Origin of the sequence: Rhodovulum imhoffii (genome assembly GCF_003046545.1) — a bacterium.
Taxonomy (GTDB): domain Bacteria; phylum Pseudomonadota; class Alphaproteobacteria; order Rhodobacterales; family Rhodobacteraceae; genus Rhodovulum; species Rhodovulum imhoffii.
This window is the reverse complement of sequence record NZ_QAAA01000013.1, coordinates 1-22,878: the sequence shown is the minus strand read 5'-3', so window position 1 is coordinate 22,878 and position 22,878 is coordinate 1. Positions and strand designations below refer to the sequence as shown.

Annotated in this window: 23 protein-coding genes; 9 read left to right on the top strand and 14 right to left on the bottom strand. The window is 63.0% G+C overall.

Features of this window, described 5'->3' with window-relative positions:
• The first annotated feature begins 33 nt into the window (after nucleotides 1-33).
• Nucleotides 34-714: a transcriptional repressor LexA gene (gene lexA / locus C8N32_RS10680; protein WP_107892981.1), complete on the top strand. Its 681-nt coding sequence runs from the start codon at nucleotides 34-36 to the stop codon at nucleotides 712-714.
• Here lexA and C8N32_RS10675 read toward each other — a convergent pair.
• Nucleotides 708-2,726, bottom strand: coding sequence for a ComEC/Rec2 family competence protein (locus C8N32_RS10675; protein ID WP_107892980.1), 2,019 nt, complete (start codon nucleotides 2,724-2,726; stop codon nucleotides 708-710). The two genes, lexA and C8N32_RS10675, sit on opposite strands and share 7 nt — an antisense overlap.
• Before the next feature lie 76 nt (nucleotides 2,727-2,802).
• On the opposite strand from C8N32_RS10675, the gene gltX reads away from it, so the two are divergent.
• Both gltX and gltA read left to right on the top strand, forming a co-directional pair.
• Nucleotides 2,803-4,203, top strand: a complete 1,401-nt coding sequence (gltX, locus tag C8N32_RS10670; protein WP_107892979.1) for a glutamate--tRNA ligase — start codon at nucleotides 2,803-2,805, stop codon at nucleotides 4,201-4,203.
• A gap of 70 nt (nucleotides 4,204-4,273) precedes the next feature.
• A complete protein-coding gene (gene gltA, locus C8N32_RS10665; protein ID WP_107892978.1) occupies nucleotides 4,274-5,569 on the top strand; it encodes a citrate synthase in 1,296 nt (431 codons plus the stop codon).
• A 103-nt stretch (nucleotides 5,570-5,672) separates the two neighbouring features.
• Here gltA and C8N32_RS10660 read toward each other — a convergent pair whose 3' ends face one another.
• The 11 genes from C8N32_RS10660 to C8N32_RS10615 form a co-directional block, all read right to left on the bottom strand.
• On the bottom strand, nucleotides 5,673-6,449 hold the full coding sequence (locus tag C8N32_RS10660) for an enoyl-CoA hydratase-related protein (RefSeq protein ID WP_107892977.1): 777 nt from the start codon (nucleotides 6,447-6,449) through the stop codon (nucleotides 5,673-5,675).
• A 68-nt stretch (nucleotides 6,450-6,517) separates the two neighbouring features.
• A complete protein-coding gene (locus tag C8N32_RS10655; protein ID WP_107892976.1) occupies nucleotides 6,518-6,967 on the bottom strand; it encodes a cytochrome c-type biogenesis protein in 450 nt (149 codons plus the stop codon).
• A 4-nt stretch (nucleotides 6,968-6,971) separates the two neighbouring features.
• Nucleotides 6,972-8,942 (bottom strand): heme lyase CcmF/NrfE family subunit, encoded by a 1,971-nt coding sequence (locus C8N32_RS10650; protein WP_107892975.1) that lies wholly within the window; start codon nucleotides 8,940-8,942, stop codon nucleotides 6,972-6,974.
• 83 nt (nucleotides 8,943-9,025) lie between these two features.
• Nucleotides 9,026-9,148, bottom strand: coding sequence for a hypothetical protein (locus C8N32_RS15495; protein ID WP_274610752.1), 123 nt, complete (start codon nucleotides 9,146-9,148; stop codon nucleotides 9,026-9,028).
• Nucleotides 9,145-9,624 carry a holin family protein gene (locus C8N32_RS10645; RefSeq protein ID WP_107892974.1) on the bottom strand — a complete coding sequence of 160 codons (480 nt, stop codon included), beginning with the start codon at nucleotides 9,622-9,624 and terminating at the stop codon, nucleotides 9,145-9,147. The genes C8N32_RS15495 and C8N32_RS10645 overlap by 4 nt, the downstream gene beginning before the upstream one ends.
• Nucleotides 9,615-10,226 carry a holin-associated N-acetylmuramidase gene (locus tag C8N32_RS10640; RefSeq protein WP_107892973.1) on the bottom strand — a complete coding sequence of 204 codons (612 nt, stop codon included), beginning with the start codon at nucleotides 10,224-10,226 and terminating at the stop codon, nucleotides 9,615-9,617. The genes C8N32_RS10645 and C8N32_RS10640 overlap by 10 nt, the downstream gene beginning before the upstream one ends.
• Before the next feature lie 60 nt (nucleotides 10,227-10,286).
• Nucleotides 10,287-10,745 carry a cytochrome c maturation protein CcmE gene (ccmE, locus tag C8N32_RS10635; RefSeq protein WP_107892972.1) on the bottom strand — a complete coding sequence of 153 codons (459 nt, stop codon included), beginning with the start codon at nucleotides 10,743-10,745 and terminating at the stop codon, nucleotides 10,287-10,289.
• Nucleotides 10,746-10,757: 12 nt separating this feature from the next.
• Complete coding sequence (gene argC / locus C8N32_RS10630) at nucleotides 10,758-11,786, bottom strand: N-acetyl-gamma-glutamyl-phosphate reductase (protein WP_107892971.1); 1,029 nt, start codon at nucleotides 11,784-11,786, stop codon at nucleotides 10,758-10,760.
• Nucleotides 11,787-11,841: 55 nt separating this feature from the next.
• Nucleotides 11,842-12,654: a glutamate racemase gene (locus C8N32_RS10625; protein ID WP_107892970.1), complete on the bottom strand. Its 813-nt coding sequence runs from the start codon at nucleotides 12,652-12,654 to the stop codon at nucleotides 11,842-11,844.
• A gap of 3 nt (nucleotides 12,655-12,657) precedes the next feature.
• Nucleotides 12,658-13,536, bottom strand: coding sequence for a lysophospholipid acyltransferase family protein (locus tag C8N32_RS10620; RefSeq protein ID WP_107892969.1), 879 nt, complete (start codon nucleotides 13,534-13,536; stop codon nucleotides 12,658-12,660).
• Between the two features lie 71 nt (nucleotides 13,537-13,607).
• Nucleotides 13,608-17,000, bottom strand: a complete 3,393-nt coding sequence (locus C8N32_RS10615) for an indolepyruvate ferredoxin oxidoreductase family protein (RefSeq protein WP_107892968.1) — start codon at nucleotides 16,998-17,000, stop codon at nucleotides 13,608-13,610.
• Nucleotides 17,001-17,161: 161 nt separating this feature from the next.
• Here C8N32_RS10615 and C8N32_RS10610 point away from each other — a divergent pair, with 161 nt between their 5' ends.
• From C8N32_RS10610 to grxD, 4 genes are all read left to right on the top strand, one after another.
• Nucleotides 17,162-18,067 (top strand): LysR family transcriptional regulator, encoded by a 906-nt coding sequence (locus C8N32_RS10610; protein ID WP_107893013.1) that lies wholly within the window; start codon nucleotides 17,162-17,164, stop codon nucleotides 18,065-18,067.
• A 290-nt stretch (nucleotides 18,068-18,357) separates the two neighbouring features.
• Nucleotides 18,358-20,520, top strand: a complete 2,163-nt coding sequence (gene purL, locus C8N32_RS10605; RefSeq protein ID WP_107892967.1) for a phosphoribosylformylglycinamidine synthase subunit PurL — start codon at nucleotides 18,358-18,360, stop codon at nucleotides 20,518-20,520.
• 62 nt (nucleotides 20,521-20,582) lie between these two features.
• Complete coding sequence (locus C8N32_RS10600) at nucleotides 20,583-20,825, top strand: BolA/IbaG family iron-sulfur metabolism protein (RefSeq protein WP_107892966.1); 243 nt, start codon at nucleotides 20,583-20,585, stop codon at nucleotides 20,823-20,825.
• A gap of 3 nt (nucleotides 20,826-20,828) precedes the next feature.
• Entirely contained in the window at nucleotides 20,829-21,191 is a 363-nt protein-coding gene (grxD, locus tag C8N32_RS10595) for a Grx4 family monothiol glutaredoxin (protein ID WP_107892965.1), read from the top strand.
• Nucleotides 21,192-21,498: 307 nt separating this feature from the next.
• On the opposite strand, the gene C8N32_RS10590 is transcribed toward grxD, so the two are convergent.
• Both C8N32_RS10590 and C8N32_RS10585 read right to left on the bottom strand, forming a co-directional pair.
• Complete coding sequence (locus tag C8N32_RS10590; RefSeq protein WP_107892964.1) at nucleotides 21,499-21,900, bottom strand: cell division protein ZapA; 402 nt, start codon at nucleotides 21,898-21,900, stop codon at nucleotides 21,499-21,501.
• Complete coding sequence (locus C8N32_RS10585; protein ID WP_146159705.1) at nucleotides 21,893-22,354, bottom strand: hypothetical protein; 462 nt, start codon at nucleotides 22,352-22,354, stop codon at nucleotides 21,893-21,895. The genes C8N32_RS10590 and C8N32_RS10585 overlap by 8 nt, the downstream gene beginning before the upstream one ends.
• A 210-nt stretch (nucleotides 22,355-22,564) precedes the next feature.
• On the opposite strand from C8N32_RS10585, the gene C8N32_RS14985 reads away from it, so the two are divergent.
• The gene (locus tag C8N32_RS14985) at nucleotides 22,565-22,708 is read left to right on the top strand and encodes a hypothetical protein (RefSeq protein ID WP_170106778.1); all 144 of its coding nucleotides are present in this window, start codon (nucleotides 22,565-22,567) and stop codon (nucleotides 22,706-22,708) included.
• Nucleotides 22,709-22,786: 78 nt separating this feature from the next.
• The coding region (locus C8N32_RS15490; protein WP_146159704.1) for a glyceraldehyde 3-phosphate dehydrogenase NAD-binding domain-containing protein at nucleotides 22,787-22,878 on the top strand (92 nt) is incomplete at its 3' end.

The following is a 22,878-nucleotide window of genomic DNA, read 5'->3' as shown; positions in this document are numbered from 1 at the left end:
AGAACAAGGGGGAACTTTCAAGATGGGGACCCCATGCTGACCCGAAAGCAACTCGACCTGCTGCAATTCATCCACAGCCGCATGAAGACGGACGGTGTGCCCCCGTCTTTCGACGAGATGAAAGAGGCGCTCGATCTGCGCTCCAAATCGGGGATCCACCGGCTGATCACGGCATTGGAGGAACGCGGTTTCATCCGTCGCCTTGCCCACCGTGCGCGAGCCATAGAAATCGTGCGCCTGCCCGAATCGATGGAAAAGGATTTCCACCCAAAGGGGATCGATGGGGATGTCACGTCACCCCCCACGGGGTTCCCGGGCGAGGCCGTGCACGCGCTGGAACTGCCGGTCATGGGGCGGATTGCCGCCGGAACCCCGATCGAGGCCATTTCTGAAACCTCCCATCATGTCGCCGTGCCGGGGACGATGCTCTCTGGCCGCGGGCGCCACTATGCCCTGGAGGTCAAGGGCGACTCCATGATTGATGCAGGTATCAACGATGGCGATGTCGTCGTGATCCGGGAACAGACAACCGCCGACAATGGTGAAATCGTCGTCGCGCTCGTCGAAGGGCATGAGGCAACGCTGAAGCGATTTCGCCGAAAAGGCAACATGATCGCGCTGGAAGCCGCGAACCCCGCCTACGAAACCCGGATTTTGCGCAGTGACCAGATCCGTATTCAGGGGCGGCTGGTCGGTCTGATCCGCAGCTACTGACCGGACCAAAGGCGACGAGCGGTTTTGGCCTCTCGCCGCAGAAGGTCCCCCTCCCTGAGGTAAAAAGCCAACGCCCCGCTGCGGGCAAGACCGTGCCGGTCGATCACCCGGCATCCGGATGGGGGGGTCGGGATCTCCTGGTTGGTGATAACCAATCCCAGCGCACAGGCGGCAACCAACCGGTCCTGCCAGCCGCGCCCGGTGAGATGGGCGATGGTCGTCTTGCCAAGCCGCGTGAACGCCACGCCGCCCTGCTCCTGCCAGCCGGGCCGGGCCGCCGCCGCCCGTTGGGGGACCGGATCGCCGTCATTTTCCAGCCAGACCCGCGCCGAGAACCCGTCGCCGCGCGGTTTGCTCAGCGCGCGGCCCTCCGGCCCAAGCACCCCGGCCAGGCCACCGCTTTGGGAAACCAGCAAGGCGGGCCGTTCCACCTGCCCCCAAAGCCAGAGACCCAGAAGCATCGGAACGATCCCGGCAACGCGCCCCCAGCCCTGCCAGAGCATGCAGAAAATCCCCCCAAGGCTGATAAGCGGGAGAACCCAGGGACCGGGGCTGGGCACGGTCCAGACCGCGCCCTTCAACCCGGAAACCCATTCGGAAACCATCAGAATCCATGCGATTCCCCACCCCATCGGTACGAGACCCAGCGCCTCCAGACCCAAGGGTGCCAGACAGGTGGCAAGAACCGCCGCAGGAATGATGAGTCCGCCCATCAAGGGTACCGAAAGCAAGTTTGCCAGCAACCCGTAATGTGCGACCTGATTGAAGTGCCCGGCCCCGAACGGAGCCGTTGCCGCCCCTGCCACGGCTGAGGACACCAGCAACGCCCAAACCGGCCGGACCCAGCGCGGATACCGTCCGGGCCGGTTCCGCAGTGCGGAAAAGACCGCCACAAGGGCCGTCGTTGCGGCAAAAGACATCTGAAACCCCGCCTGGGTAAGGCTTTCCGGCGACAGAACCAGCACGATCAGCGCCGCCAGAGCCACCGCTCTCAGCGTCAGGGCCCGCCGATCCGCCAGAACAGCAACCAGAACCACGGAAACCATGATAAAGGCCCGTTCGGTCGCGACATTCCCCCCCGACAGGGCAAGGTAGCCGGCGCCCGCCAGAAAGGCCCCCACTGCGGCAAGCTTCTTTCCCGGCACCCGCAAGGCCAGGGGGGGGATCAGGGCCAGGCCGTAGCGTAGCATGGTAAAGACAACCCCCGTCAGCAACCCCATATGCAGCCCTGAAATCGCCAGCAGGTGGGCAAGGTTGCTGTCGCGCAGGTCCTGCAGGATGGCTTCCGGAATCGCCGAACGTTCCCCCGTAAGGATCGCGGCGGCAAAAGCCCCCTGCACACCTGGCAGCCGCTCTTGCAGGGCGGTGGAAAGATCGGAACGCAACCGCGCCACCCAAAGCCCTGCACCGGGCCGAGGGTGCTCCAGCAGCATCAGGGGGCCACGGGAATAACCGACCGCACCGAGTTCCTGAAACCACGCATGGCGGCGAAAATCGAAACCGCCTGGCTCCGCCGGCGCTGGCAGCGGCGCCAAGAACGCCGTCGCCATGACGGTCTGCCCGGGGTGCAATTCAAACTCCGGATGCCCACCATGCAGAGACAACCGCACCCGCACGGGCGTCTCTTCCGGGGCTACGCCCCGTAGCCAGACCCGGTCCAGCGTCACGCGCGGCGCACCCGCCCCGGAGCGATCGAGTGCTACAATGCGCCCTTCGACCGGACCATGGAGGCGGTACTCCAACACCGGAGCGGCCAGCCAATGCGCCCGTCCCCCGGCCAGCGCAAACCCGCCCAGCAGCAGCACCGGCAACCACACCCATGGCGCCGCCTGGCGCGGCAGAAAAAGCAAAATGGCCGTGCCACTCAGGGCACCGCCTGCGCAGACAACCAGCGCCCATACTGCGGGCTCTCCGGGCAAGGCGAAGTACAGGCCGATCCCCCCGGCCAACCCCACCGGCAACCATCCGAAGAGGTGCTCCCACTGCGCCCCGAACGCGTCTGGCAGGCTCACATCTTGTCCTCATGCCGGTGATCTCCTAGACAGGAGGGATGCTATCCCCCGCATGGTTTACAAAAGGTTAAGGCGCATGTCTGAGGCCCCCGTTACCCGTTTTGCCCCCTCCCCCACCGGTTATCTGCATATCGGCGGCGCGCGCACGGCGCTGTTCAACTGGCTTTATGCCCGCGGGCGCAGCGGCAGGTTTCTGCTGCGGATCGAGGACACCGACCGGGCGCGCTCCACCCCCGAAGCGACAGAGGCCATCCTGAAGGGGTTGTCCTGGCTCGGGCTGGACTGGGACGGCGAACCGATCAGCCAGTTTGCCCGCGCCGACCGCCACGCCGAAATCGCCCGGCAGATGCTTGCGGCCGGCCACGCCTACAAGTGCTTTGCCACGCAAGAGGAGATCGCCGCCTTCCGCGACGCCGCAAAGGCCGAGGGGCGCTCCTCCCTGTTTCAGAGCCCGTGGCGTGACGCGGCCCCGCAAACCCATCCGGATGCGCCCTTTGTCGTGCGGCTGAAGGCCCCGCGGACCGGAAAAACCGTGATCCGCGACCAGGTGCAGGGCGATGTCACGTGGCAAAACGATCATCTCGACGACATGGTTTTGTTACGTTCGGACGGAACTCCCACCTACATGCTGGCCGTCGTTGTCGACGATCACGACATGGGGGTGACCCATGTCATCCGGGGGGACGACCATCTGGCCAATGCTGCGCGCCAGATGCAGATTTACCATGCCATGGGCTGGGATGTCCCGGTCTGGGCCCACATCCCGCTGATACACGGGCCGGACGGCAAGAAACTGTCCAAGCGCCACGGGGCGCTGGGGGTCGAGGAATATCAGGCCATGGGCTACCCGGCGGCGGGGATGCGCAATTATCTGGCGCGGCTGGGATGGTCACACGGAGACGACGAGTTCTTCACTGATTCTCAGGCGAAAGCGTGGTTCGGATTCGAAGGGATCGGGAAATCTCCGGCCCGGTTCGACTTCAAGAAGCTCGACAACCTGTCCGGTCAACACATTGCCGTGATGGACGACGCTGCACTGCTGCAAGAAGCCGAGGATTACCTCGCGTCAAAAAGGTCAGCCCCCTTGACTGACCTGCAAAAAGAACGCTTTTCCAAAGCCTTGCCCCAGATGAAGTCCGGAACGAAAACGATCGCACATCTTATTGAAAAAGCACATTTTATCTTATCAGAACGCCCCTTTGAGCCCGATGAAAAAGCGGCCGGATCTCTCGATGATGTATCCCGTCGTATACTGGCAGAATTGACGCCGCATCTGCAAAATGCTAGCTGGTCGCGTGATGCGCTGGAAGCAGAGGTGGGCCAACTTGCCGCAGCCCATAATCTGAAGCTGGGCAAGATCGCGCAACCCTTGCGCGCCGCGCTGGCCGGACGAACCGTTTCGCCCAGCGTATTCGACATGATGCTCGTCATTGGCCGGGAGGAAACCATCGCCCGGATCGAGGACGCCACGGGCTGAAGGCAGTGCCGAAAGCCCCCAGGAATTTTGACCGGGCCGTTGCGGCCTGGTCCTGAAAAGAGGGACTTTCATGGCTGACACTCAGAAAACAGCAACCCTGACCCTCGACGGCAAATCCGTCGATCTTCCGGTTCTCAGCCCTTCGGCTGGCCCGGATGTCGTGGACATCCGAAAACTTTACAGCCAGGCGGGTGTTTTCACCCACGACCCGGGGTTCACCTCGACCTCTTCCTGTGAGTCGACCATTACATTCATCGATGGCGACAAGGGCGAATTGTTGCACCGGGGATACCCGATCGATCAGCTGGCGGAAAAATCGCACTATCTTGAGGTTTGCTACCTGCTGCTCTACGGGGAGTTGCCGACTGCCCCCGAACTGGAAGAGTTCGAAACCCGAATCACGCGCCACACCATGGTGCACGAGCAGATGCACCGCTTTTTTACCGGCTTCCGGCGCGATGCACACCCGATGGCCGTCATGGTGGGAGTCGTCGGCGCGATGTCGGCCTTTTATCACGACTCGATCGACATCTCCGATCCGCAACAACGTGAGGTGGCATCGGTCCGGCTGATCGCCAAAATGCCGACCATCGCCGCGATGGCTTACAAATATACGATCGGGCAGCCCTTCATTTATCCACGCAACGATATTGACTATGCCGCCAACCTCCTGCGCATGTGTTTTGCCGTCCCGGCGGAAGAATACGAGGTCGATCCGATCCTCTCCCGCGCAATGGATCGCATCCTGACCCTGCATGCCGACCATGAACAAAACGCCTCCACATCGACGGTGCGGCTGGCCTCGTCCTCCGGGGCGAACCCGTTCGCCTGCATCGCGGCCGGCATCGCCTGCCTGTGGGGTCCGGCCCATGGCGGCGCGAACCAGGCCTGTCTGGAGATGCTGCGCGAAATCGGTACGGTGGATCGCATTCCCGAATATCTCAAGCGCGCCAAGGACAAGAACGACCCGTTTCGCCTGATGGGCTTTGGCCACCGGGTCTACAAGAACTTCGATCCACGCGCGAAGGTGATGAAGCAATCCGCCCACGAAGTTCTGGACCTGCTGGGGGTCGAAGACAACGAGACCCTCAAGGTCGCGATGGAACTGGAGCGAATCGCCCTGGAAGACGCGTACTTCGTCGAAAAGAAGCTCTACCCGAATGTCGATTTCTACTCCGGCATCATCCTCGACGCGATGGGCTTCCCCACATCGATGTTCACGCCGATCTTCGCCGTCAGCCGGACGGTAGGCTGGATTTCCCAGTGGAAGGAAATGATCGGCGACCCGGCGATGAAAATCGGCCGTCCGCGGCAGCTTTATACCGGACATACCCGCCGCGATTATGTGGACGTGGAAAACCGCTGAGCCAGTATGACAACTATAAAGGCCGCTCCAAAAGGCGGCCTTTGTTTATCCCCGCCAGAGGCGGGGGCCTCCGGCGGGGATATTTCGACCAAAGCAAAGCCGTTCAGCGCCCTTCAAAGGCAGGTTTGCGCTTTTCCAGGAAGGCCATCACACCCTCACGGAAATCGCGGGTCCGGCCGCATTGGCCCTGAAGGTCGGCCTCAAGCGCCAGTTGCTCGGGCAGGTCGTTCGCGTAGCTTTCGCGAATCGCGTGTTTGAGATGGCGGTAGGTTTCCGTCGGTCCCTGCGCGAGGTGTGCGGCACGAGCGCGCCAGTGATCGGGAAAAGACTTCTCGGGAATGGCCTCCCAGATCATCCCCCAAGAAGCCGCCTGTGCGGCGCTGACAGGTTCGGCGAACAGTGTGGTACCCATTGCACGGGCAAAGCCAACCTGCCGGGGCAGCCAGTAGGTTCCGCCTGCATCGGGGATCAGGCCGATCCGGGAAAAGGCCTGCAAGAACACCGCTGTTTCCGAAGCGATCACCACATCGGCGGCCAGCGCAAGATTCGCACCCGCCCCCGCCGCCGCACCGTTTACTGCGGCAATCGTCGGAATCGGACTATTGTAGATGGCATTGAGCATGGGCTCATACTCATCGCGCAGAGTGGCCTCCAGGTCTATATCCGCAACATTCCCGCCATCGGTCAGATCCTGCCCAGAACAGAATGCCCGCCCGGCACCCGTCAATACCAGAACGCGGGCATCCCGAGCGGCACGGCGAGCCGCATCCGTGATCTCTGCTCGCATCTGGGTATTGAGCGCATTCATCACATCGGGGCGGTCCAGCGTCAGAACCGCGACCCCCAGATCAACGTCATAAGTGATCGCCTGATACACCATCGGCCTCTCCCTCCAAGCTTTGGAGCCAGTTTAGCGGGCGGCAAAGCGGCGCAAAGGGGAACGCGGGGTCACTCCCCCATGATTTCCTTCAGGCGGGCCTCTTCCTCTGCGCTCAGATCCGGCAGCCCGACCGTCCGGCGGCGCCCCCGCAGATAGACGCCCGCCAGACCGAGCCCAAGAAGAAGCATGACCGGCCCGGCAATATATAGTACCAGGTTCGACCCCGTCGCCGTAGGCTTCAACAGCACATATTCGCCATAGCGGTCGACCACATAATCGATCACTTCCGCATCGCTGTCCCCTTCGACGAGGCGTTCGCGCACCAAAAGGCGCAGATCCCGCGCAAGATCGGCGTTGGAATCGTCGATGTTCTCATTGCGGCACACGAGACAGCGCAACCCCTTGGAAAGCTCCCGCGCGCGATCCTCCAGCACCGGGTCGGGCAGGATTTCATCGGGTTGCACAGCCTGAACCGGGGCCGCAAAAACAAGGAGAGCGAAAAGAAGTCGTTTGAACATGTGTCTACTCCGCAGGAACCGGTGGCGCGGATTTGCGTGCACCCGCCGCGACACGCACACGCCGGTCGGAGAGGCTCAACGCGCCGCCAAGCGCCATGATGATCGCACCGGCCCAGATCCAGTTGGCAAACGGCTTGACATAGCTGCGCACCGCCCAGCCGCCATTCTGCTGCGGATCGCCGATCACCACGTAAATATCCCGGAACACGCCGTTATCGAGCGCCGCTTCGGTGGTCGTGGACCCAGCCACGGGATAAACCCGCTTTTCCGGATAGAGTGTGGCGACCTGGCGGTCTGCCCGCCAGACAGACATCGTTCCCATGGTTGAGATGTAGTTGGGGCCCTCGACGCGTTCGACCCCCTCCAGAACGATGCCATAATCGCCGATCTCGAATCTCTCGCCGGGTTGCGTGACGCGGATATCCTCCTGCTGCCAGGCCATCAGCCCCGCGATTCCCAGCATCGTTACCCCCAGACCGGAATGGGCCACAGCCTTGCCCCAGTCAGCGCGTGGCAGGCGCCCCATGCGGCGCAATCGCTCGGCCAGCACGCCACGCCCGGACCGCAACCACAAATCGGCCAGCGCCCCGGAAACCAACCATGCGCCCAACATCACCCCGACCGGACCGAGGGCGCTGCGGCCGGTTTGCATCGCCCAGGCCAACGCCCCCAGGGCCACGGCAAGAATAGCGGCCGGCAACATCTGGCGCAGGCCCCGTCCTAGCCGCGCCCGTTTCCATGGCATCACCGCACCGACGGGCAAAAGCAGCCCCAGCACCACCATGAAAGGCGTGAACGCCATGTTGAAAAACGGCGCCCCGACCGAAAGCTTACGGTCGAAAAACATCTCTGCCACCAGCGGCCAGATCGTTCCGACAAACACCACCAAGGCGGCAACTGCCAGCAGGATATTGTTGAAAAGCAGTGCACTTTCACGGCTGACAAGGCCAAAGACCCCCTTGGCCTGCATGATCCCCGCCCGCGCGGCATAAAGCGTAAGCGCGCCCCCCATGAACAGCGCGGTGATAACGAGCAGGAACACCCCCCGCTCCGGGTCCGAGGCGAAGGCGTGCACCGAAGTAATCACCCCCGAGCGGGTGATGAACGCCCCGATCAACGAAAAACCGAAGGCGATGATGGCCAGAAGAATGGTCCAGCTTTTCAGCGCCTCGCGCTTTTCCACCACAATCGCCGAATGCAGCAACGCCGCCGAAATCAGCCACGGCATGAAGCTGGCGTTTTCCACCGGGTCCCAGAACCAGAAGCCTCCCCAGCCCAGTTCGTAATAGGCCCACCACGATCCCAGCGCGATACCGACCGTCAGAAAGATCCAGGCGGCCAGCGTCCACGGTCGCACCCAGCGACCCCACGCGGCATCGACGCGCCCTTCGATCAGCGCAGCGACGGCAAAGGAAAAGCAGATCGAAAGACCGACATAGCCGAGGTAGAGAAACGGCGGGTGGAACGCCAGGCCGGGATCCTGCAACAGCGGGTTGAGATCCTGCCCGTCGAACGGGGGGACCTCCAGCCGCAGAAAAGGGTTGGAGGTGAAAAGGATGAAGGCGAAAAATGCTGCCGAGATTGAAGCCTGAACTGCCAGGACACGCGCACGCAGTGACGGTGGCAAGCCGCCCCCGAACCACGCCGCCATGGCCCCGAACAACGTCAGGATCAACACCCACAACAGCATTGAGCCCTCATGGTTTCCCCATACGCCCGACACCTTGTAAAGCATCGGCTTGAGCGTATGCGAATTCAACACCACCAATCGCAGCGAGAAGTCCGAGACCACGAAGGCGTAGGTCAGCGCCGCGAAACTGAAGGCCGTCAAAAGGAACTGGGCGATGGCCGCAGGTTCGGCCACCGCCATCCATCCGGTCCAGCCCTTGTGGGCACCGATCAGGGGAATCACCGTCTGCACGAGGGCGACAGCGAAGGCGAGGGTCAGGGCAAAGTGGCCAAGCTCAATGAACATGCCCGATATTTAACGGCAAGCCTCCGGCACGCCAACGGTTTTGGCTGCGCCCAAACCCCGCGCCCGCTGACGATAGCGTGATCTCAGGTCAGCATCGCGCCCCCGGTCAGGATCGCCACCGACATCGCCTCCGCACGCCGGCCCTGAAACAGACACCACGCCGAAACCGACAGACCCGCCGCAAAGGCCGGGGCCGCCCCCGTCATTGTCCCCCCCGCCAATCGCGCAATGCCGGATTGGGACCGCTTTGCACTGGCTGTGCGCGGACGAAAGTCCGGGCGATGGCACGCTGAAACTCCTGCCCCTTGGCCTGGTGGCGCGCCCCGAAATAGAACGAGATAATCGCCCCCAGAAGCCACCAAAGAGGCTCAGGCACCTCCGCAAGCCCCCGCATGCGCGATCCGAACCAGTCCGGATCCACCATCGCCGCGATGAACAACCCCACCGTCCCCAGCGCCAAAGCCGGACGCGGCAGGCGGTTGAGCCCATCCACCACCCGGTCGAACCGGCTTGGTCGGGGCTGCGCGAACTCGGCGGCGAACTGCTCCAGCGCGGCCTGTTGCATCCGCGCCTCCCGGTCATCGGCGCCTTCGGCGCTGGCACGGAACGCCTCCACCGTCTCGCGCACCACGTTACGACCGGACCCAAACATCAGTTCCGCCAGAGTGGCAATCATCCCCATGCCGCGACCCTCGCCGTGTGTTCTGCTTCCGTCAGGCGGTAACGGGGAGAGATGAACTCCTCCGCACGCAAAATCCAGCCGCCTTTGCCGCCATCGCGGCGGAGGGCGTATTTGCGGCTGGCAGGGCGGGAATCGGCCAGACGATAATAATAATTACGCCGGGCAATGCCGTAGGCATCCGCAATCACCCCCGGTGCCGCGGTGGCCGCGGCCTTGGCGGCAGCCGCTGTTTCGGGCCCGACAACACCATCCACCGCCACACGCTGCCCCATGTCGTTAAGCAGCCGCTGCAGCACCCGGACCGCGTTGGCACCCGCATTCACGTACATATCGAAAACGCCGGGTTGGAGAAGTTCCGGCAAAGCATCCAGCCGCGGGCGGCGAAAATAATGCTCCACCATGATATCCACGGCCTGCCGCCGGGTCAGGCGGCGCACATCGCGGTCATCCACCCGCCCGTCGCCGGTCAGATCCAGGCCCAGGCGCCGTAGCGTTTGTCCTGTTATCCCGTATTTCGTAGCCCCGCCCGGATCATCCGGGTCATTCACATAGCCGCCCTCACGGGCAACGATTTCTTCAGCCAAGTCCTGAACTGTCCGCATGGAAAACCCCCGGTTGCGTCAACCGGGGGCAGAGTGGTTCAAGTGCGGTTAACGCGGCCCTCAGCCATCGTTCGCGGCGTTCTCCGTATGACGGTAGACCCCCTGCTCCTTCAGGGCGTCCACAACCTCCTTGGGCATGTAGCTCTCATCGTGCTTGGCGAGAATTTCAGACGCTTCGAAGACCCCCTCGACAAGCCTCCCGGTCCCGACCATTCCCTGGTTCTCGGCAAACAGGTCGGGCAGCACGCCGGTATAGGTCACAGGCACTGCTGCGCCGCCATCGGTCACGTTGAAACGGATGGTCTTGCCCTGCCCGCGCCGGAGGCTGCCTTCCTCCACCAGCCCGCCGATGCGGAAAGTCTCCGTTGGTGCGGGCGGTTCCGCCATGATCTGGCTGGGAGAGCGGAAAAAGTTGATACCGTCGCGCATCGCGTACCCGATCAGCGCGGTTGAAACCGCAAGGGCAACCGCCGCCACGATGATGACCTGTATCCGACGCTTCTTTTTCAGCCCGCGCATGTTGTCTCCTCCTTACGGGAAGCAGGGGGCCAGCATCAGCCCCTCGGTCTCCTTCAGCCCCAGCATCAGGTTGGCGTTCTGGACGGCCTGGCCGGAGGACCCCTTGGTCAGGTTGTCGATCGCCACGATCACCATCGCCCGGCCCGGGCGGCGGTCCCCCACCACGCCGATATGAGCAAAGTTCGACCCGCGCACATGGCGGGTAGAGGGGGCTTGCCCCATCGGCAGCACATGCAGGAAAGGCTCCGCCGCATACGCCCCGGCCAGGGTGGCATGAATGACCTGAGGATCGCCCTTGACCCAAACCGTCGCCAGAATACCCCGGTTCGCCGGGATCAGATGGGGCGTGAACTGCACCTGGACGGGACGCCCGGCGAGGGCACTGAATTCCTGGTCGAACTCGCCCAGATGCCGGTGGGTGCTCCCCACGGCATAAGCGTGAAACCCCTCGGACAACTCCGCGTGGAGCAAATTTTCCTTCAGCGCCCGCCCGGCCCCCGAAACCCCGGCTTTCAGGTCGATGATGATATCGTCAAGGTCGACCGCCCCCGCAGAAATCAGCGGGCGCAGGGCAAACTGCCCCGCGGCGGCGTTGCACCCAGTTCCCGCCACCAGCCGCGCGGCGCGAATGTCGTCGCGGTAAAACTCGGTCAGGCCGTACACGGCCTCTTCCTGAAGCTCCGGGGCGCCATGGGGTTTGCCATACCACCTTTCATAGGCCGCAGGGTCGCGCAAACGGAAATCGGCGGACAGGTCCACGACCCTGAGATCGCCGGGCAACCCCTTGATGACAGCTTGTGACGTCGCATGCGGCAAAGCGCAAAAGGCAAGATCCACTCCGGAAAAATCGATCTCCTCGATTCTCACCAGATCGGGCAAATCGAGATGGCGCAAATGCGGGAACACGCTTTCCATCGGCTGGCCCGCCTTGCGGTCCCCCGAAAGGGCCACGATGTCCATCCCCGGATGGGTTGCGATGATGCGGACAAGCTCCGCCCCCGTATACCCCGAAGCCCCCAGGATTGCGATTTTATGACTCATAGACCTGTCTTTCCGTCTTGCATCGGTATTTAGGCACAGGGCACACGCACCGCAATCAGGCGGCGCTAAAATCAATACGGCGGCGCAGGAATTGTGTCGCCTTGCCGGTCACGGCGGCCGGGTCGCCCGTGGTCAGAAAGGTGCCACGGGTCCCCGCCCCCAGCATATCCGGGTGGCGTTGCAAATAGTCCGCCAGGCTTTCGGCCACGAGGTTGGCCTGTGAGTACACCTTTACCTGCGGGCCAAGCGCGTCCTGAAAGGACGCCTCCATCAGCGGGTAGTGCGTACAGCCCAGGATGGCGGCCTCCGGGTGCGGCATCCGTCGCTTCAGCGCCTCGACATGGCTGCGCACAAGGGCCTCGGCCAGGGCCTCGTCGCCGTCCTCGATGGCATCCACCACGCCCCCGCAGGGCTGCGCCTCCACATCCACCCCGATCGCACGGAAAGCCAGCTCCCGCTGAAACGCCCGGCTGGCCACAGTCGCCGGGGTGGCAAACAGCGCGACATGCTTGACCGCAACCTCCCGCGGGGGGGAGTTGTCGCCCCATTGCCTTTCGGTCAGGGCCTCGATCAGCGGCACGAAAACCCCAAGCGCGCGCTTGCCCTGGGGCAGCCAGCCCTCCTGCATGCGGCGCAGGGCGGCGGCACTGGCGGTATTGCAGGCCAGGATGACAAGATCACACCCTTCCTCAAACAAACGCGATACCCCGCGCGTGGTCAGATCATACACATCGTCCGCGCTGCGCGTCCCGTAAGGCGCGTGGGCGTTATCCCCCAGATACACGAACGGAACGTCGGGCAGCCGACGCGTCACCGCATCCAGAACCGTCAACCCACCCAAACCCGAATCGAAAATGCCGACAGCCATTCGCTATGCCCCGTGCCTTTGGTCAAACTCGAAGCCGTAATCGAAGGATTTCACCGGCTCTGGCGACAACTCATAGGTTGCTTTGCGCAGGAAATCCATCATCCTGCGTGCATCGCCCGCATGGGGTCGCAGGCACTCCGGAGCGATCGGTTCTCCAATGGCCACGCGCACGGGTTCATCCACACGGGTGCGAAATTCATTGATCAAAAGCGCAAGCCGCAAGGTTGCGTGCAGGTGGCTGGCCAGTTGAAACAGACGCGAATTGTGGCCTTCGAAATAAACGGGCACCACCGCGGCATCCGATTTCGCGATCATCCGTGCGGTAAAGCTGCGCCAGCCCGGATCCATCGGACAGGAAAAAGGCCGCAGCGCGGTGGACACCGTGCCGCCCGGAAATACACCGATCGCCCCCCCCTGCCCCAGAAAGGACAGTGCCGCACGCCGGGTTTCGATATTCAGCGCCTGCGCCTCGCGGGTTTCGTCGAAACTGATGGGCAGAACGATCCGGTTCAGATCCTCGGCCTTGCGGAAAACGGAGTTGGCCAGAATGCGGAAATCCCGCCGCGTCCGCGACAGAATGTAGCCCAACATCAGGCCGTCCAGAATTCCATAGGGATGGTTCGCAACCAGGACCAGCGGCCCGTCCGGCGGGATATTCGCCAGGCTGCCGCGCGTGATCTCCAGGCTCAAACCGTAGCGGGCGACCATCACGTCCCAGAAATCCCGCCCGGAAGCGACCTCCCGCTCATAGCCCCGCGCCCGCCGGATCAGCCGCAACCGGCCGCTGGCGTTCTCGACAACACGTATCAGCACCCGCCCCCCCCTTGTCCGGGCCGAACTGGCATAGCTGATGTCGCGCGCGATCTGGCGCTGCATTGGCATTACCCCAACAAGGCGCTGCCATGCCGCGCCTGCGTGCGGGCTACACCAAAACGCCTCCGCAGGAAAGAGTTTCACTCCGCCGCCACCGGCGCCCCCCGCGCGGGCGCGTGCAGCGCGGCCAAAAGCACCTTGCGCCGGTCCTCCGCCTTGTCGAGGTTGGCGCGCTTGACCGGGCCAAAACCACGGATCTGCAACGGCAGCTCCGCCAGCGCCACGGCGGCGTCCCTGTTCCCGGCATGCAGGGCGTCCTCCATATCGGCTTCGTACCGGGCGATCAGGGCCCGTTCGGTGCGGCGCTCCTCCTGCCATCGGAACGGATCCAGCAGCGTACCTCGCAGGCGGCGCATGGCCGCCAGGACGCGAAACATCTGGCGCATCCGGGAGCCATAGCGGCGCTTGGCCGGGCGCTGCCCCGCACCGGGACGGTCCAGAAACGGCGGCGCAAGATGGTAAGTCAGGCGGATGTCGCCATCGAACGCCTCCCGCGCAAGGGCCTCGGTGCGCAGGTGCAGGCGCGCGACCTCGTATTCATCCTTATAGGCCAGGAGTTTGTGATACCCCTTGGCGATGGCCTCTTTCAAACGCGGATCTTCGGCCCGTTCCACCAGGCGGATGTAGCGGCGTGCCAGACGGGCGGACTGATAGGCGCGCAAATGCGCCGCGCGGGCTGCCATGACAGCCTCCAGCGTTGGCGCGGGGCGAACCGCAGGTGTGATCAGCGCCGTGGCCTCCTCCGGATGCACCACGGCCCACCGGCCCAGTTCGAACGCCTTGAGATTTTGTGCCACGCCCGCGCCGTTCAGTTCGATGGCACGGACCATCGCCCCGTGGCTGAGAGGCAACAGACCCCGCTGCCACGCCGCCCCGGTCACGATCATGTTGGCAAAGATCGTATCGCCCATAGCACACCGCGCCAGTTCCGTGGCGTCGAACAGGTGCAGGCGATCTTTCAGGCGCGCCTGCAAGGCCATCTCCAGGCGCTCCGAGGGGACGCGGAATTCCGGGTCGCGGGTGAACGCGCCGGTGACGATGTCGTGGTTGTTGACCACCCCCGCCGTCCGCCCCGTGGTCATCAGGCCCAGTGTCTTCGCCCCCGCGCTGACGACCAGATCGCCGCCGACCACCGCATCGGCCTCTCCCGTCGCAACGCGAATGGCGGAAATGTCCTCGGGACGCTCGGCGATGCGGCAATGGATATGCACCGCCCCGCCTTTCTGAGCCAGCCCGGCCATCTCCATCATCCCCGCCCCCTTGCCGTCGATATGCGCGGCCATGGCCAGAATCGCCCCGATCGTCACCGCCCCGGTCCCGCCGACACCGGTGATCACCACGTTATGGGTGCCGTCGATGGCAGGAAGTGCCGGGGCAGGCAACTCACCCGGATCGACCTCTGCGCTGGCGGCCTTGCGCGGGGTGGCGCCCGCCACTGTCACGAACGAGGGGCAAAACCCTTGCAGGCAGGAAAAATCCTTGTTGCAGGCGGATTGGTCGATGGCGCGTTTCCGGCCCAGCGGCGTTTCCCGCGGCACGATGGCGACGCAGTTGGATTGTACCCCGCAGTCGCCGCAGCCCTCACAAATATCTGCATTGATGAAAATGCGCGTGTCCGGGTCGGGGAAGGTGCCACGCTTGCGACGGCGGCGCTTTTCCGCGGCGCAGGTCTGGATGTAAACGATTGCCGTCACACCTGCGGTGTCACGCATGTCCTCCTGCACCTGCATAAGATCCGCACGCGGGTAACAGTTTACACCGGGGGGGAAGGCGCCGGTGTCCACGTCCTCCTTCTCGTCATACACGACGGCCACCTTGCCCACGCCCATGGCCAGAAGTTCATCGACGATACGCCGGGGGGCAAGACCGCCCTCGTTCGGCTGGCCGCCGGTCATCGCGACGGCATCATTGTAAAGAATCTTGTAGGTGATCGTCGTGCCTGCCGCGACCGCCGCGCGGATCGCCAGAATGCCGGAGTGGTTGTAGGTTCCGTCGCCGAGATTCTGGAACACATGGTTCCGGGTGGAAAAGGGCGCCTCGCCGATCCAGTTCGCGCCCTCCGCCCCCATATGGGTGAAGCCGCTGGTCTCACGGTCCATCCAAAGGGCCATGATGTGGCAACCGATCCCCGCATAGGCACGGGACCCCTCCGGCAAGCGGGTGGACGTGTTGTGCGGACACCCCGCGCAGAAATACGGCAAGCGGGCGGCGATTTCCTTGGCGTTGTCGGCGCGGCGCGCATCCTCCAGCCGGGCAAGCGCGGCGCGCACACCCTCTGTGCCGCGCCCCTCCTCGATCAGGATCGAACCCAGCTTTTCGGCGATCATGACCGGATCAAGCGCATAGCGCGTCGGGAACAGTTCCTCTCCCCGGTCATTCTCCCAACCATAAATACGACGCCCATGGCGGTTGTGGAAAATCGCTTCCTTGGCCTGCACCTCGATCAGCTTGCGCTTTTCCTCGACGACGACGATCAGTTCCAGCCCCTCGGACCACTCGGAAAATCCCGTCATGTCCAGCGGCCAGGCCTGCCCGACCTTGTAGGTCGTCAGGCCAAGGCGCAGGGCGGCTGTCTCGTCGATACCCAGAAGATTGAGCGCATGCACCAGATCCAGCCAATTTTTTCCCGCCGCAACAAAGCCGATCTTCGCCCCCGGCTTGCCCCAGACCCGGCGGTCGATCCGGTTGGCATGGGCGAACGCCTCGGCCGCGAAACGCTTGTAATCGATCATGCGCGCTTCCTGGGGTACCCAATGATCGTTGATCCGTATGTTCAGCCCGCCCTGCGGCATGTCGAAGTCGGGGGTGACGATCTGCATCCGGTCCGGCCGCCCGTCGACGACCGATGTCACCTCTACCGTGTCCTTCATCATCTTCAGCCCGGCCCAAATCCCGGCGAAGCGCGAGAGCGCAAACCCGTAAAGCCCGAAATCAAGAATTTCCTGCACCCCGGCCGGCGACAGCACCGGCATGTAGGCATCGACCAGCGCCCAATCGGACTGATGACAAACCGTGGAGCTCTCGCCCGTATGGTCATCCCCCATCGCCATCAGCACGCCGCCCAGCGGCGCAGTCCCCGCCATGTTGGCGTGGCGCATCACGTCGCCGGAACGGTCCACCCCCGGCCCCTTGCCGTACCACAGGCCGAAAACGCCGTCATACCTGCCCTCACCCCGTAACCCGGCCTGCTGCGTCCCCCAAAGTGCCGTTGCCGCAAGATCCTCGTTCAGGCCGGGCTGGAACAGGATGTTGGCGGCGCCGAGTTCGCTTCGCGCGCGGGCCATCTGCAAATCGACCGCCCCCAGGGGCGAACCGCGATACCCCGTGACGTAACCCGCGGTGTGGAGCCCTGCCGCCTTGTCGCGGGCCGCCTGCATCAGCATCAGCCGCACCAGAGCCTGCGTCCCGTTCAACAAGACCGGCGAACGGGACAGGTCATAGCGGTCGCCAAGGCGAATATCGTGATTTACCATGTTTCCTCCCCGGCGCGGAGAAGCGCGCCCGGCCAAAATTATAGGTCATAAAAATTGACCTACCAAGCGAAAAATTACCCGATCTTTCGGTTTGCAAATCGCACACGGGCAAGGGTAGGTATCTGTCGGAATCAGCATAACAGGTTTGCAGGAATTGCATGATGGATTGGGATAAGCTCAGAATCTTCCACGCGGTCGCGGACGCGGGCAGCCTGACCCACGCCGGCGATGCCCTGCACCTGTCGCAGTCGGCTGTCAGCCGGCAAATTCGGGCGCTTGAGGAAAGCCTGAACACGACACTGTTCCACCGTCACGCCCGCGGGCTGATTCTGACCGAGCAGGGGGAATTGCTGTTCGACGCCACCCGCGCCATGACCAAACGGCTTGAAGCCGCCGAGGCGCGCATCCGCGACAGCGTAGAGGAAGTCTTCGGCGAACTGCGCGTGACCACGACCACGGGCTTTGGCTCTCTTTGGCTGGCAAAGCGCCTGCCCAAGCTCTACGCGCAGCACCCGGATATTAAGATCGACCTGATGCTGGAGGAGCAGGTTCTCGACCTTCCGATGCGTGAAGCCGATGTCGCCATCCGCATGAAGGAACCCAGCCAGGCCGATCTGATCCGCCGTCGCCTGATGAGTGTCAAGATGCGTCTTTACACTGTACAGCCCTACCTGGATCAGTACGGCACTCCGGAAACCCTGGACGACCTGACCAGCCACCGGCTGATCTGCCAGAACACACGGTCGACACAGGTGAATGCCGGGGCGCGTCTGGCACAGGAACTTCTGGCGCAGAACGTCCCTTCGGTTCTGACCGTGAACAGCTATTTCGGGGTTTTGCAGGCGGTCCTGAACGGGCTGGGCATCGGGATTCTGCCCGATTACGTGACCGAAGATCACCCTCAGCTCATCCGTGTCATGCCGGAAACCGAAAGCAACGAGGTGCCGGTCTACCTCGCCTACCCCGAAGAACTGCGCCACTCCAAACGCATCGCCGCCTTCCGGGACTTCGTAACCGCAGAGATTTCGGATTCCCAACACCGGCTGCGGGTAGCGCACAATCCTTGAGCTATGCATTAAAATCATAGCGGATTTGCAACCATTCCGGGAAATTTGTCTTGCGTTACCCCGCTTGCCCCCATATTTCCGAATGGAAGGTGCATTTTTCACCTTTACCTCCCTGTTGGACTTGGGCCGAGACTCGTCTCGGCCTTTTTTTGTGCCCCGTGGGACCCGCCAAAACTTTCGGCGTCTCTGCCCAAGCCCTGCGCACCACCGGGACATGGCCGCGCTTTCCACTTCCCCTTCGGGCCACTTGCCCCTAGAACGCAGGCAATGCAGCAAGACGAGACCGCCCCATGACAGCTGAGCCGAACATCACCGAAGAGCTGATCGAGGCCCATGGCCTGAAGCCCGAGGAATACGCGGAAATTCTGCGCCTTCTGAACCGGGAACCGACCTTTACCGAACTGGGCATCTTTTCGGCGATGTGGAACGAACACTGTTCCTACAAATCATCGAAGAAATGGCTGCGCAGCCTGCCAACCGAAGGCCCGCAGGTCATTTGCGGGCCCGGTGAAAACGCGGGGGTCGTGGATATCGGCGACGGGCAGGCCGTGGTCTTCAAGATGGAAAGCCACAACCATCCCAGCTATATCGAGCCCTATCAGGGCGCGGCCACCGGCGTGGGCGGCATCCTGCGCGACGTGTTCACCATGGGCGCCCGCCCTGTCGCGGCGATGAACGCATTGTCGTTTGGCGAAAAGGACCACCCCAGGACCCGCCAGCTTGTGCATGGCGTGGTCGAAGGCATCGGCGGCTACGGCAACTGCTTTGGCGTACCCACCGTGGGCGGCGAAGTCCGGTTCCACCCGGCCTATAACGGCAACTGCCTTGTGAACGCCTTTGCCGCCGGTCTGGCCGATGCGGACAAGATCTTCTACTCCGCCGCCAGCGGCGTGGGCATGCCGGTCGTCTATCTCGGGGCCAAGACCGGACGCGATGGCGTCGGCGGCGCCACGATGGCCAGCGCGGAGTTCGACGACGGCATCGAGGAAAAGCGCCCCACGGTTCAGGTCGGCGATCCCTTCACCGAGAAACGCCTGATGGAGGCCTGCCTTGAACTGATGGCCACCGGCGCGGTGATCTCCATCCAGGACATGGGCGCTGCGGGGCTGACCTGCTCGGCGGTGGAGATGGGCGACAAGGGCAACCTTGGCGTACGGCTCGATCTCGACCGCGTGCCCTGCCGCGAAGAAAACATGACCGCCTACGAAATGATGCTTTCGGAAAGCCAGGAACGCATGCTGATGGTCCTGCGCCCCGAGAAAGAGGCAGAGGCAAAGGCGATTTTCGACAAGTGGGATCTGGACTTCGCCATCGTCGGCGAAACCATAAGCGAAGATCGTTTCCTCATCCTCCACAACGGCGAGGAAAAAGCGAGCCTGCCGCTCAAGGCGTTGTCGGGCAATGCACCGGAATACGACCGCCCGTGGGTGGAAACACCCCCTGCCCCGGAAATGGAAGATGTCCCCGGAATCGACCCGGTGGATGGTCTCAAGGCGCTGATCGCCAGCCCCAACCATGCGGCCAGGCAGTGGGTCTATGAACAATACGACAGCCAGGTGATGGCCGACACCGTGCGCCGTCCCGGCCTTGGCGCTGGCGTCGTGCGCGTGCACGGCACGCAAAAGGCGCTGGCCTTTACCGCCGATGTCACGCCCCGCTACGTACGCGCCAACCCGAGGGAGGGCGGCAAGCAGGCCGTAGCCGAGGCGTTTCGCAACCTCTGCGCGGTCGGCGCAAGGCCGCTGGCCGCCACGGACAACATGAATTTCGGCAACCCCGAAAAACCGGAGATCATGGGCCAGTTCGTGGGGGCCATCCAGGGCATCGGCGCCGCCTGCAAGGCACTGGACATGCCGATCGTGTCGGGCAACGTCTCGCTTTATAATGAAACCGACGGCACGCCGATCCTGCCCACCCCCACGATCGGGGCGGTCGGCCTGCTGGAAAGCCTCGACGACCTGATCTCCGGTCAGCCCCAGGCCGGGTTTCTGGCACTTCTGGTCGGAAAAACGACCGGGCATCTGGGGCAATCCGCCCTGCTCTACGAGGTCTTCAACCGTGAGGACGGCGATGCACCCCATGTGGACCTGGAGACAGAACGCCGCAACGGTATCTTCATCCGCGAGAACCGCGCCTGGATCGCTGCCGCAACGGATTTGTCGGACGGCGGGCTCGCGCTCGCGGCATTCGAGATGGCAGAAGCCGCAGGCTTGGGCATACATCTGGAGGCATCAGACACGCCCACGCTCTTTGGTGAGGATCAGGGCCGCTATCTGATCGCCTGTTCTTTCGATGCGGCCGAAGCCCTTATGGTTGCGGCGGGGCAGGCCGGTGTACATTTGGAAACCGTCGGCAAGTTCGGGGGCGACACCGTCAGCTTCGGCGGCCACGAGGCCCCGCTGACGGACTTGTCCGCCCTTTACCGCGGAAGCTTTGAAGAGACATTCGGCTGAGTGTTGTCGCCGCCCGCTCCTTGGCCTACATCTGGACTGACTAAAGTAAAGGACGCCCCGACATGGCCATCGCGCCCGAAGAGATCGAAACCCTGATCCGCACCCGCTTCCCGGAGGCGCGGATCACCATCACCGACATCGCCGGCGACGGGAACCATTATGCCGCCGAAGTCATCGACGAGAGCTTTCGCGGAATGAACCGCGTCCAGCAGCAGCGCGCAGTCTATGCCGCGCTGAAAGAGCAAATGGACGGCTCTGACGCCGCACTCCATGCGCTTGCCCTGACCACCAAAGCCCCGGAGTAACCCATGCCCGACGCCCAGACCAAGATCAAGCAAACCATCGACGACAACGATGTCGTTCTGTTCATGAAAGGCACCAAGGGGGCACCGCAATGCGGCTTTTCCAGCCGCGTGGCAGGGGTCCTGACCTTCATGGGGATCGACTTTGCAGACGTGAACGTACTGGCAGACGAAGACATCCGGCAAGGGATCAAGGATTATTCGGACTGGCCGACCATCCCCCAGCTTTACGTGAAGGGTGAGTTCATCGGAGGCTGTGATATCGTGACCGAGATGACCCTTTCGGGAGAATTGGACAAGCTGTTCGACGACAAGGGCGTGGCCTATTCCAAGGATGCCGCCGACAAGATCCGCGCTGCAAACGCCTGATCGCCGGACAACCTTCCGACTCCCCGCGCCGGGGTATTTCGCCCCTGGCCAGTCCGCTGCGGACGGTCTTTCGTGCCGGGGTCCGCATGCGGGCCATAGGCGGGTCGCTGCGCATGCCGCGCAGGCATGCATCAGGGGCGGTCATGAAACAGGGCAGGCGCGGCCCAAGTGACGTTTCCCTGCCAAACCCGGTGGGAAAAACAGGCAGCAGCTCCTACACCCCGTGTATATCCCGAGGACATCGGTGACGGCCCCTGGCCGTCATCGTGTGCCCGCGGAACAGCCAGACAGCACCCGGAAACGCGCCTCAGTCCACACGCGTCTGCTTTTCCTCCACGGCATCCGCAAGGGCCTCGGTGCGTGCGGCCAGTTCAGCCAGAAGATCCCGCAACCCGGCGGGAATAACGGGCACTTCCACCCGCTCCGGCGCGGGCAGGGGCGCATCTTTCAACTTTTCCAGTTCCCCGACCTGTTGGGCATGCGCGGCCTCAAGCGCACGCAGCTTTCGCTCCATGCCGGCAGCCTTGTCAGCCAGCATCAGCCCCGCCATCAGCAACATGCGCGACTCTGTCAGGCGACCGATCTGCTCATTCGCGGCCCTGGCCTCCGTATCCAGAAGCCGTACGGCATTCTGAAGGTATTCTTCCTCACCTTGCTGACAGGCGACCTCAAACATCCGGCCGCCAATGGTGATCTGGACATCAGGCATCTTCTTTATTCTCCCGGAGATCGACCAGGGTTTCGATTTCGCGAATGATGGTGTCAAGTTCGCTGCGATCGGAATCGCGAAGCGAATTCAGGGCGTCCAGTTCCGCTTCCATGGCCTTGTTGATCAGCAGCGCATTACCAAGGCCCTCGGCATTGGCGCCGCGCAGGGCGCGACTGGTAACACGCAATTCGGTATTGACGGCCTTGAGTCGCGCAATCTCCCTGTCCCGCTGAGCGATTTCTTCCTTGAGACCTTTCACCCACCGCTTGAACTGAACGATCCGCTGCCGCTGTGCGTTCTGCGCTTTTTCGGCAGCCTCACGCGCCGCACGCTCCTCCTCCAGATCCTTTTGCATGCCTTCCGCATCTGGCCCCGCACCCTCCACCGGCGAAGCCTTGAGGGCCTCGATACCCTTGCCGATCCTCTCAAGGGCCATGGCAATGCGGCCTTCCAAATCCTTCATGTCACTCATTCTACGCTTTCCCGAACTGCGGTTTTCGCTGCACACCGATTCGATTGGTCTCAGGTAGTGACATTACCGAAACAAAGCATGAATTGCGCCCCCTCGCCTGCAATATCCCCGGCGCGCTTGAACTTGCCCGCCACACTGCTATCAGTTTCACCTGTCCGGACCATTCAGGGCCACATCTCGAACGGAGGCGTCATGAGCAACAGTATCGCACTTGGTCTGACGATTTTGATCGCGGTGGCGCTTGTCGCGGATGGCATCCTGTTTGACTGGGACAATTCGTTTTTCCTGACCCTGAAATTCATGGACCTCATGGAATGGGTCGCCTTCTGGCGCTAACATAGCCCGACGATCTTGACCTTCCCGTGCAAATTCCGTTCTTGGAGCGGGATTCTTTCACATCAGCGAGGCACGGACATGACAGTGAAGGTAGCGATCAACGGCTTTGGCCGGATTGGGCGGAACGTTTTGCGCGGGATTGTCGAGTCTGGCCGGACGGACATCGAGGT